Annotated in this window: 10 protein-coding genes; 2 read left to right on the top strand and 8 right to left on the bottom strand. The window is 69.0% G+C overall.

What is annotated here, in order from left to right:
* Window positions 1-169: FAD-dependent oxidoreductase (locus AC1DYI_RS03700; protein WP_477202719.1), on the bottom strand; the 169-nt coding region annotated here is incomplete at its 3' end.
* Window positions 170-424: 255 nt separating this feature from the next.
* On the opposite strand from AC1DYI_RS03700, the gene AC1DYI_RS03695 reads away from it, so the two are divergent.
* A complete protein-coding gene (locus tag AC1DYI_RS03695; RefSeq protein ID WP_477202718.1) occupies window positions 425-1,627 on the top strand; it encodes an acyltransferase family protein in 1,203 nt (400 codons plus the stop codon).
* Here AC1DYI_RS03695 and AC1DYI_RS03690 read toward each other — a convergent pair.
* The 7 genes from AC1DYI_RS03690 to AC1DYI_RS03660 all read right to left on the bottom strand — a co-directional run bounded on the left by AC1DYI_RS03690 (window position 1,624) and on the right by AC1DYI_RS03660 (window position 6,665).
* Window positions 1,624-2,406, bottom strand: coding sequence for an N-acyl homoserine lactonase family protein (locus tag AC1DYI_RS03690; protein WP_477202717.1), 783 nt, complete (start codon window positions 2,404-2,406; stop codon window positions 1,624-1,626). The two genes, AC1DYI_RS03695 and AC1DYI_RS03690, sit on opposite strands and share 4 nt — an antisense overlap.
* A gap of 118 nt (window positions 2,407-2,524) precedes the next feature.
* A complete protein-coding gene (locus tag AC1DYI_RS03685; protein ID WP_477202716.1) occupies window positions 2,525-3,370 on the bottom strand; it encodes a M90 family metallopeptidase in 846 nt (281 codons plus the stop codon).
* Between the two features lie 166 nt (window positions 3,371-3,536).
* Complete coding sequence (yidD, locus tag AC1DYI_RS03680; RefSeq protein WP_477202715.1) at window positions 3,537-3,980, bottom strand: membrane protein insertion efficiency factor YidD; 444 nt, start codon at window positions 3,978-3,980, stop codon at window positions 3,537-3,539.
* Between the two features lie 153 nt (window positions 3,981-4,133).
* Entirely contained in the window at window positions 4,134-4,658 is a 525-nt protein-coding gene (locus AC1DYI_RS03675; protein WP_477202714.1) for a hypothetical protein, read from the bottom strand.
* Window positions 4,655-5,029 (bottom strand): hypothetical protein, encoded by a 375-nt coding sequence (locus AC1DYI_RS03670; RefSeq protein ID WP_477202713.1) that lies wholly within the window; start codon window positions 5,027-5,029, stop codon window positions 4,655-4,657. The genes AC1DYI_RS03675 and AC1DYI_RS03670 overlap by 4 nt, the downstream gene beginning before the upstream one ends.
* Window positions 5,026-5,811, bottom strand: coding sequence for a DUF4184 family protein (locus AC1DYI_RS03665; protein ID WP_477202712.1), 786 nt, complete (start codon window positions 5,809-5,811; stop codon window positions 5,026-5,028). Before AC1DYI_RS03665 ends, AC1DYI_RS03670 begins: the two co-directional genes overlap by 4 nt.
* 23 nt (window positions 5,812-5,834) lie before the next feature.
* Window positions 5,835-6,665, bottom strand: coding sequence for a hydroxypyruvate isomerase family protein (locus tag AC1DYI_RS03660; RefSeq protein ID WP_477202711.1), 831 nt, complete (start codon window positions 6,663-6,665; stop codon window positions 5,835-5,837).
* Between the two features lie 109 nt (window positions 6,666-6,774).
* Here AC1DYI_RS03660 and AC1DYI_RS03655 point away from each other — a divergent pair, with 109 nt between their 5' ends.
* Window positions 6,775-9,351, top strand: a complete 2,577-nt coding sequence (locus tag AC1DYI_RS03655) for a M12 family metallopeptidase (protein WP_477202710.1) — start codon at window positions 6,775-6,777, stop codon at window positions 9,349-9,351.
* Window positions 9,352-9,379 lie beyond the last annotated feature (28 nt).

Genomic DNA, 9,379 nt, shown 5'->3' with positions numbered 1-9,379 from the left:
GCGTGCCGGCGGCCACCTCGTGCAGCGTCGGCTTCCAGATGTGGAACACCGACCGGTCGACCAGCAGCACCCGCCTGGGCCCTGCGCGCCGCCCCAGGCTGCGTCCCAGCCGTGCGGCCAACTCCAGCCCGCCCGCGCCGCCACCAATCACCACCACGTCATGGTGCATGCACCCTCCGTCCAAGCCCCAGTGTCTAGATACTAACCCGCAGGGTTGTCAGTGGGCTGTCGATCCGGCCGCCGTCGCGCCGTGCATGAGGCATCGCGAACCGCTTTGTCGATGTCGACGGCACCCGAGCCTTGCGGGCAAGCCCATCGCCCCGGTTTCAGCGGCCTCAAACCGGTTTCGGTCGCATCACCGGCCGCTACGCCGGTGAGCACGTCTAGCATGCCGCACTTTGCCGCCCCGACCGGAGAGACCTTCATGCCCACTCTTGCCCCGCTGCCTAACGCGCCGACTGCACGCCAGCCGGGGCTGGACACGCTGCGCGCCCTCGCGATCGCCTTGGTCTTTTTCTACCACTACCAGGTCTTCGTCAGTCATGCACCGACCTTCGGCTGGGTGGGCAATGTCGGCTGGACCGGGGTCGACCTGTTCTTCGTGCTCAGCGGCTACCTGATCGGGCACCAGGTCTTCGCCGGCCTGGCGCAGGGGCAGACCTTGTCGTTGCCGGCGTTCTATGCCCGCCGGCTGCTGCGCACGATGCCGGCGTTCTGGGTCGTGCTGGCGTTGTACTTCCTGTTCCCGACGGTGATGGGCGGCAAGACGCCGCCGCCGCTGTGGCGCTTTCTGAGCTTCACGCAGAACTGGAACCTGCAGCCCGGCACGGCCTTCTCGCATGCCTGGTCGTTGTGCATCGAAGAGCAGTTCTACCTCGTGCTGCCGCTGCTGGTCTGGGTCGGCTTGCGCGCCGCCACGGCCTGGGGCCTGAAGGTGCGCACGCTGTGGGGCCTGATGGCCGGCCTGACGCTGGCGGCGATGGCGTGGCGCGCGTCGCTGTGGGACCAGCTCGGCCGCGAGGTCGCGGCGGGCGGTGTCGGCACCGAGGGCTACTACCCGGCGGTCTACTACGCGACGCTGACCCGCATCGACGAGTTCTTGCCCGGCCTGGCAGTGGCGCTGTGGCGCCACGCGCACCCGGCCAGCTGGGCCCGCGCCACGGCCCATGGCCGGGCCTGGTTCTTCGCCGCCGTTGCCGTGACGGCGCTGGCCTGGTACGGGGTGGCCCATCACTACTACATCGACGGCTACGGCTACGGCGCCTTCATGTCGATCGCCGGCTACTCGCTGGTCGCCTGGGCCTACGCTGCGCTGGTGGTGGCCGCGTTGTCTGCCGGCTCGCCGCTGCGCGATTGGCGGGTGCCCGGCGCCGCGGCGCTGGCCGCGTGGTCGTACTCGGTCTACCTGACGCACAAGGCGGTGGCGGTGATCGTGGCCAAGGCGCTGGCGGCCTATGCCTTGCCGCAGCCGCTGCTGATCGCCTTCGTCACCGTGGCGTGCCTGTTCACCGGCTGGGTGCTGTATCGCCTGGTCGAGAAGCCGGTGATGCGCTGGCGCGACCGCCAGGTGCCGACGCTGTTCCCAAGCGCGGCCGATAGCTCGGCCGCGCAAGCCGCGAGCGCCTAGTCGCGCCAGGCCGGAAACGGCGCTTGGCGGTTGAAAAACGCCAAGTCGTGGTTGGGCCACAGCTCGGCGTTTTCGACCTGTGCCATCGCGTTCAGCTTGCGGATGCTGGCCAGCGCCAGCGCGACGTTGTCCTGCCAGCAATAGCCCGGCGCTACCTCGTCTGACAGGTTCTCCTGCAGGTCCGCAGCGTCGCCGCACAGGATCACCGGCCGGCCTTTGGGCAGCTCGATCAGCATCGACATGTGGCCGGCGGTGTGGCCGGGCGTCGCGATCGCGTGCACGCCCGTTGCGACCTGGTATTCGCCATGCCGGATCTGCCAGCTGGCGGACTGCGCGATCTCGTCGTCGAGCACACCGTCGTCCTCACGTGACTGGGCGGCGGTCAGCTCATCGCGCTGCACATGCACCTCGCAACCCGGCAGGTCACACAAGCCGCCGGCGTGGTCGAAGTGCAGGTGGCCGAGGAAGACGAGGTCGATGTCGCGGTGCGTCAACCCTAGTCGGGCCAGGTAGCGCGGAATGCGCTGCTCGTCCGACATCTCCGGCGGGTCGAACAACGGGCGCATCGGGTCGAAGTATTTCGCGCGCAATTCGGGCGTCGCGATCTTCGCGTAGTTGCAGCCGACGTCGTAGAGGATGCGGCCGTTCGGCGTCTCGATCAGGTAGGCGAGGATCGGCGCGTGGATGTAGAGACCGTGGCCTCGATCGCGGGTCGAGACCAGTTTTTCATAGCGGTGGGTGCCGGTGAGCAGCGGCCAAAGGCGCAGGGCGCGGGACATGCCTGACTCCAAAGTGGTCGGGGTCGTCCCCGGGATGGAAGGTAGGCGTCAGCAGGGTCGTCCCCGCGGCCGGGCTAGAGCGTAACCCAGCGCGCGAAGCCTTGGCGTGACGGAGGCTTTAGGCCCAGGCCAGCGGGTCGACAGCGTAGTAGCGCGCCAGCTCGCCGTACAGCGCGGCGTGGCGCTCGGCCATCTCGCGTGGTTGCTCGAAGAAGACCTCGGACGCGACGGCGAAGAACTCGGCCGGCTCGGTGGCGGCGTAGGGCGACAGCAGTGTTTCTTCGCCCCGCGCCAATTGCTGGCGCAGGCGGTGGAACTCGTTGCTCATCACCGCGGCCCAGCGCGCATAGCGGCTGCGGTGGCCGAGAAACGGCGCACCGGTCGCGCGGCCGCGTTCCTGGTCCAGCTGGTGCGCAAACTCGTGGATCACCAGGTTCTGGCCATCGGTCGGATCGGCCGCGCCGGCCAGCACGTCGGGCCATGACAGGATCACCTGGCCCCGGACCCACGATTCACCGCTGCGGGCCTCGCGCCGCTCGTGCTGCACACCGCTGCCGTCGCCTTCGCGCTTGTCGACCCAGTAGGCCGACGGGTACAGCAGCACCTGGCTCAGGTTTGGGAAGTATTCGCTCGGCCGGTTCAGGATCAGCAGACAGGCCTGGGCCGCGACCAGCACCCGCATCTCCTCGGTCACGACAAGTCCGTTGCAGCCGATGAAGGGTTTTTCGGCCAGGAAGACCTGCATGTGTCGTTTCAACTGCAGCTGCAGATCGACTGGCAGCCGGCGCAGCATTGGCATGCGGCGGCGCAGGATGCTGCGCCAGGCGGCCGGAAAGGGCTGCTGCCAGACGCGGCGGCGGCGCCAGGCCCGCCAGGCGCGTGGCCCCCACAGGCCGGCCAGCAGCAGCGCGGCGAACGCGAGGCCACCCAGCAGCAGCGACAGGGCATCGAGCGAGAACGGCACGCCGGTCCTTTGGCAACGCCCACCCGGGGCGGAACTCGGAAACTGGGTGCGCCGCGCCCGCTTTCAATGGGGGCGTGCACCCACCCCCCAATTTGGCGCGAACGATGACCGGTGCGCCGGCGTAGGGCTTCTGCGTGGCTGCTGCCGTGAACCTACTGTGGGCCGGTCAGCGGTTCGTATCGTTCGGCCAGTCGGCGGGCAGGGGCGGGCGCTTCGGTGGGATGCGGGCGTTCTTGTCGCGTTGCTTGCGCTCGCGTTTCTTGCGTTCGGGCAGGTCGCAACAGTCGAAAAGGTCGCAGCAATCGAGGTCCTTGGTGCTGGGCAGATCGCAGCCGGGCAGGTCGCAGCCGTCGCCGTCGCAGCCTGGATCACAGTCGCCGCGTTGCGCGGCCAGTGGCCGGGGGACCGGCGCATAACGCCGCTGCGCGACGCCGCACAGCCGGCAGCGTTTCTTCAACAGCCCCAGCCCGATCCACGCGCCGTGGCGGCGGATCGCGCGGTAGCCGAGGGTCGAACAGCTGGCGTGGCCGGTGTAGACCCGGTAGGCGCAGCCGTAGCCCTTGTGTGGCGAAATGAAACGTTTGTAGAAGCGAATCAGCGCCAGCAGCAAAGCTTGCATTCAGTACTTCACTAACCCTCGACATGCGCAGTATGGCGCAGGTTGTCGAGAGGCCAGGGGGCGCCAGCGTTGAAGCAAATGTGGCTTGGCCACTTTGCTTCGACCCCCGGGGGCGGGCTGGGCGCTGCCCGGCTCTGGAGGCGATTAGTCGGGCTTGGTCTGGTTCAGGTCGATTGCGCGTGGTGCCTGCTTGGCTTTCGCGCGCGCTGCGGCGCGTTCGGTGAACACCGCGTCGCGGTCCTTGAAGCTGGTGGGCAGGCCCGCGCAGCGCGCATTCAATTCCTTGGCGCGGGCGTTGTGGTCGGCCTGCTCGCGGTCGTAGTCGTCGCCGCGCCGATTGATCACTTGGGCACGGGCGTTGAGCGCCTCGAGCTTGGTATTGAACGCTTTGATGGCTTCGCCGCCCTCGGCCATCACCTGGTCCTGTGTCGCCACCAGCGCATCGATCTCGCTTTGCAGCCGCTTCAGCTCGGCGTTGTGCGCGGTGCTGTTCTTCAGCAAGGCGGCGCGCTGCGCTCTCAACGCTTCTTCTTCGTCGAGGCAGGCACGGTATTGCTCGCGCGTGCCGACATTCGGGCCGGGTGAGACCTGGGCGGTGGCGTTGAGGCTCAGCACCGCGAAGAAGGCAGCGGCCGGCGTGAGCAGGCAAGAGATCAGGTGGCGGTTCATGCGTGGGCGTCGGGCGGCAAGGGCGCCAGGGCGGGGGTGGCTTGGCTCTGCCGCCACCATTGTCCGGCCCAGACGATGGCACAGCCCCACAGCAGGCTGTTCAGCGCAAAAGGCAGCCAGCCGACGAGGCCGGGAAACGTGCCACTGGGCGCCAGTCGTGCCACCGACACCAGCGGAAAGTACAGCAGCTTCAGCGTCCGGTCGAGCAGCAACTCGGTGAACGAAGGCGGCAGACCGGTTTCGAAGATCTGGATCGCGACATGCAGCTTCGCCATCGTGCCGATGGCACTGGCCGCGAGATGCGCCAGCGCCAGCAGCGCGATCGTCAGGGCACGTTTGAGCAGGGTCGAGCGATTTCCGGTTGGCGTCATGTGTCGGTGGATGGGGTGAGCGGTGAACGCCGGCGAGTCAACCACACCGCGGCCAGTAAGTACAAGCCCATGAACAGGGTGCCGCCGTCGATTGCCAGCCGAACGGCGCCGGCCGACACGTCGAGTTGTCCGTTGCGCGAAGCGGCCCCCAGCGCCGTCGGCACCGCGCCCGCCAATGAGGCGGTGAGCAGCGCGGCCAGCAGCAAATAGCGAGGGATGTCGACAGCCGCCTTGGCGGGTGTTGGCGTTCGGCGCAGCCAGCGCCAATAGCCCAGCATCAGCGCGCTGACGCCGAACAAGCTGCTCGCGTGCTGCAGCAGATGGAAGGCACGCAAGTCTCGCGAGCCCAATGCCAGCACCTGCTGTTGCAGCAGCGACGAATGCTGGACGACAAAGCCGCTGGCGTGCGTGAACGAATCCCACACGATATGGGTCAGCGAACCAAGCAGCACTGAAACGGCCAGCGCCATCCAGGCTTGCACGCCGCGGGGTGCGGTGCTGGTCGTCATCGGCGAGAGGGCCTCCCGGTGACGCCGCGGCAGCGGGGCGATCAGCATGGCGCCGAAACGCCGCAGCAACAGCGCCAGCAGCAGGCCCGCGGGCAGGCAGAGCACGAACAATCCGACCAGCGTGTGCGCGTGGCTGGCGAGGTCGAACTGATGCAGGTGATAGCCGAGGTCAGGCATGCAACTGCCGACCACGAGACCGGCGAAAGACAGGTGGTGCGGACACCAGCGCCGCAGTGGCAGCACGGCGGCCGGGTGCGCAAAGGTCCAGGGCATGAATGGCGAGCGTGGCGGATTGATCAGCCGACGACGCGCGGCCGCTTCGCCGCTGCCAGCCACRCGAGGCCTTCGGACGTGCCGCCCGGCAGTGCACCGCGCCGCGGGTTGTACTCGGCGCCGATCCAGCAGGGGCCGCGGTCGTGTTCGGTGGCCAGCTGGTCGATCAGCGCGAACAGGAACGGCGCGTTCAATTCACCGTCGTCGGGCTCGTGGCGGTCGGGCACGCCAGCGATCTGCAGGTGGCCGACGCGGCCGGTGGGCAGGTACTGGTGCAGTTTGGTCGCCAGGTCGCCCTCGCTGACCTGGCAGTGGTACAGGTCCATCTGCACCTTCAGGTTCGGGGCTGCGATCACCTGGACCCAGCGGTGCGCAGCGGCCTGGGTGCTGAGCAGGTAGCCGGGCACGTCGCGGGGGTTCAGCGGCTCGATCAGGATTTCGCAGCCGGCGTCGGCCGCCTGCCTCGCCGCCCAGGCCAGGTTCTCGGCATAGGTGGCGAAGCAGCGTTCGCGTTCGACGCCGCTGGGCACGACGCCGGCCAGCGTGTGCAACCGGCGGCAGCCCAGCGCGTCGGCATAGGCCAGCGCGGTGTCGACGCCGCGGCGGAATTCGGCTTCGCGGCCGGGCAGGGCGGCCAGGCCGCGTTCGCCGCGGGCCCAGTCGCCGGCGGGGGTATTGATCAGCAGCCAGGGCAGGCCGGCTTCGGTGGCGCGCGCCGCCAGCTCGGCCGCCGGCCACTCGTAGGGAAACTGACATTCGAGGCCGTCGAAGCCGTCGCGCGCGGCCGCCGCGATGCGCTCGACAAAGCCGAGGTCCGGGTACAGCAGCGTCAGGTTGGCGGCGAAGCGCAGCATCGATGGCACTTTACGCCCAGGGAGCGCCGGGGTGACCTTGGGGTGACAACCCGCTGGTGGGGCCACCGGGCGGCGCGTATTCTGGTGCCAGCCTCTGGAGGGCTTGGCGATGAACACGACACGGGTGACCTCAGGCCCCGGCATGACGACTGCACGCGGCGTGGCGCTGGCGTTGCTGTGGTGGTTGCCGGCGATCGCGACCAGCGGCGTCGCGACGGTCGAGCGGGTCGACCGGAGTTCCTTGGCCCCCCAACCCCAAGGCGGCGCCCGCAGTGCCGCGGCGCAGTGGCGCCGGACGCAGGCCACGCATGCGCCGTACCTGGCGCCCCAAGGCACGCTCAACTGGCGCGGCGTCGTGCGTCCGTGGCAGCTGCGCCAGGGCCAACGCATCGTCGAGGGCGACATCAGTGTTGGCCCACCGGTGCCGCCGGACGAGATCGAACCCGAAGGCCTGGGGCTGGCCAACAGCATCGGGCTGTGGCCGCTGGTCGGCGGTGTGGTCCAGATTTCTTATGCGGTGACGCAGGGCAACGCCGAGCTGCCGAACGCGATCGCCCGCTACAACACCGAATTCACCGGCGTGATCCAGTGGGTGGCACGCACCACCGAAGCCGACTATGTCGACTTCGAGCTCGACCCGAACGACCACTCGGGCGGCGGCTTCTCGGCGCTCGGCCGCGCCGGTGGCCGGCAGGTGATCGGCGGCTCGATCGACTGCAACCTGCCGACCTTGCTGCACGAGATGGGCCATGCGACCGGGCTGTGGCACGAGCATTCGCGGGCCGAGCGCGAGGCGCACCTGAGCTTGAGCCTGCAGCACGTGATCGGCTCGGCAGCGCCCAACCTCGACGTGGTGCCGCTGATCGGCGGCGGGCAGTCGCTCGGGCTGTACGACATCGCTTCGCTGATGCACTACGGCGCGTTCACCTTCACGAAAGACGGCGAGCCGACGCTGGAGTCGATCCCGCCAGGCATGTCGATCGCCGAACTGGGCGACTACTCGGCCGGCGACATCGACGCGATCCTGCGCCTGTACCAGCACGCGCCGAGCGCCGTCACGGTGACCAGCAACCCGCCCGGGCTGCAGGTCATCGTCGACGGTGTCGCGCGCACGACGCCCTACACCTTCTCGCCGGCCCTCGACTCGATCCACACGCTGAACGTGCCAGCCGGCCCGCAGACGCTGAACAGCCGCAACTACATCTACGGCCGCTGGAACGACAACCGCGCCGCCAGCCACAGCATCACCATCGGCCGCGGCAATGGCCTGACGGGCTCACCCGTCAACAAGCCGGCGGTCACCGTCTACCAGGCCAGCTTCGTCGAGTTGCTGAAGTACGAGCCCTTCGTCTGGCCCGACAGCTCCGGCAGCGTCGTCGCCACGCCGGTGGCACAGGCCTATCCGCCACTGGCCGGCGTCTATTACGTCAAGCGCCAGCCGGTGCAGGTGCAGGCCAACGCGCAGGCCGGCTACAGCCTGTACCGGCTCTACACCTCCGAAGGCGGCGTCAGCCAGAACCCCAAGACCACCCGCTCGCCGGACTGGGTGCTGGCCTACTTCACGCCGCAGCAGGTGACGACGATCGGCACCCAGCCGGCCGGCCGCTGGCTGTGGGTCGACGGCGGCTTCTGGGTCGGGCCGGTCAACTTCTCGCCGTACTACGACAGCGGCTGGGGCGCCGGCACCATCCACCAGGTCGATGTCGGCGGCGCACCGCAGCAACCCTGGAGCTGGTCGATCCGCTACCCGTGGGCGGGTTGGAGCGACGCTGGCGCGGCGGCGCACAACATCACCGTGCCGGCCGGCAGCAGCAGCGTCAGCGCCAGTTTCGGCGCCGAGTACAACGTCTGGGGCTGGGCCCAGCAGCCTTGCGCCGGCAGCGTGACCGTCAGCCCGCCGTCGGGCGATGGTTTCTATGCCGCGGGCGCCAACGTCAGCGTCAGCCAGTCGACAGTGGCCGGCTGGACGTTCACCGGCTGGCAGCGCGACCTCGCCGGCGCCGGCACGCAAAGCCCGACGCCGCTGACGATGAATGACGAGCACATCGTCGTTGCCGACTACAACACCACCGGCGTGCCAATCTCGGTGGCCAAACTGGCGCCAGCGAGCCGGGTGGCGGGCCAGCCGAAGTTCACACTGGCGATCACCGGCCAGGGTTTCACGGCCRGCACGCGGGCTTTCGTCAACGGGCTGTACCGGGCGCCGAAGAGCGCCACCGCGACGCAGCTGAAACTGGCCATCAAGCCGGCCGACACCGCGACAGCGGGCACCACGGCCTTGTTCATCGACAACCTGCCGGCGGGCAACTGGAGTTGCTCGGCCTATGCCATCGCCGAGCTGCCGGTGCGCAGCGCGAGCGCGCAACCGCTGGCGGCTGTCAGCCCGGCGTCGCTGACCTTTGCCAAGCTGGCGGTCGGCGGCACCAGCCCGCCGCAGACGGTGACCCTCACCAACGGTGGCAACAAGACCCTGGCGCTGCACGACGCGGTGGTGTCTGGCGGCCAGGCGGGCGACTTCCTCGTCAGCGCCAGCACCTGCGGCAGCAGCCTGGCAGCAGCGGCCTCGTGCACGCTGGACCTGCAGTTCCACCCGCTGGCGGTGGGCAAGCGCACGTCCAGGCTGCTGGTGATCGACACGGCACTTGACAGCCCGCAGGCGGTGGGCCTGACAGGCACCGGGAAATAGCCCCCCGGCGCACTCCATCACGGGCACG

The sequence above is a fragment of the Ideonella sp. P3_A4 genome (assembly GCF_056403075.1).
Note: the sequence above shows the minus strand (reverse complement) of the source record. Positions and strands in the feature narration are given on the sequence as shown.

What these genes read in the sequence shown, in the direction of transcription:
- AC1DYI_RS03690 (WP_477202717.1), bottom strand. Translation starts at nt 2,406, where the DNA reads ATGTCCCGCGCCCTGCGCCTTTGGCCGCTGCTCACCGGCACCCACCGC.
- AC1DYI_RS03675 (WP_477202714.1), bottom strand. Translation starts at nt 4,658, where the DNA reads ATGAACCGCCACCTGATCTCTTGCCTGCTCACGCCGGCCGCTGCCTTC.
- AC1DYI_RS03695 (WP_477202718.1), top strand. Translation starts at nt 425, where the DNA reads ATGCCCACTCTTGCCCCGCTGCCTAACGCGCCGACTGCACGCCAGCCG.
- AC1DYI_RS03665 (WP_477202712.1), bottom strand. Translation starts at nt 5,811, where the DNA reads ATGCCCTGGACCTTTGCGCACCCGGCCGCCGTGCTGCCACTGCGGCGC.
- AC1DYI_RS03670 (WP_477202713.1), bottom strand. Translation starts at nt 5,029, where the DNA reads ATGACGCCAACCGGAAATCGCTCGACCCTGCTCAAACGTGCCCTGACG.